Below are 411 nucleotides of genomic sequence, written 5' to 3' on the forward strand. Positions count from 1 at the left end.
AGCTTCCTGTGGCAAGCGCCTTGGCGCCGGCATCGGCGACCGCCTTCGCCGTGCCGGCATCCCAGATATTGTAGAGAACAACCGGGTCGCCCTTGCTGTGCAATGCTCCGAATGCCTTGGCCTTTTCAGTCTGGCTCATGCCGTCTCCTCCATGTTAGGTGCTTGTGCTCTGAACTTCTCTTCATGCCGCAGCAGCCATTGCTTGCGCCAGAGCCCGCCGCCGTAGCCGGTCATCGAACCATCCGCGCCGAGGATGCGATGGCAGGGCACGATGATGGCAAGCTGGTTGGCGCCGTTGGCGCGGCCGACGGCACGCACGACTTCCGGCCTTTCCATCTCCCTTGCAAGATCGCCATAGGCGCGCGTCTGGCCGGCGGGAATCTCCATGAGCTTTGCCCAGACATGTTTTTC

Annotated in this window: 2 protein-coding genes; both read right to left on the minus strand. The window is 62.3% G+C overall.

Annotated features, from left to right (window positions below; translation table 11 throughout):
* The coding region (locus D7Y11_RS45595; protein ID WP_199753999.1) for an isocitrate lyase/phosphoenolpyruvate mutase family protein at positions 1-139 on the minus strand (139 nt) is incomplete at its 3' end.
* On the minus strand, positions 136-411 hold a 276-nt coding region (locus D7Y11_RS43045; RefSeq protein ID WP_148139315.1), incomplete at its 5' end, for a methylated-DNA--[protein]-cysteine S-methyltransferase. The genes D7Y11_RS45595 and D7Y11_RS43045, both read right to left, overlap by 4 nt.

The organism is Corallococcus sp. AB018 (assembly GCF_003986945.1).
GTDB classification, from domain to species: domain Bacteria; phylum Myxococcota; class Myxococcia; order Myxococcales; family Myxococcaceae; genus Corallococcus; species Corallococcus exiguus.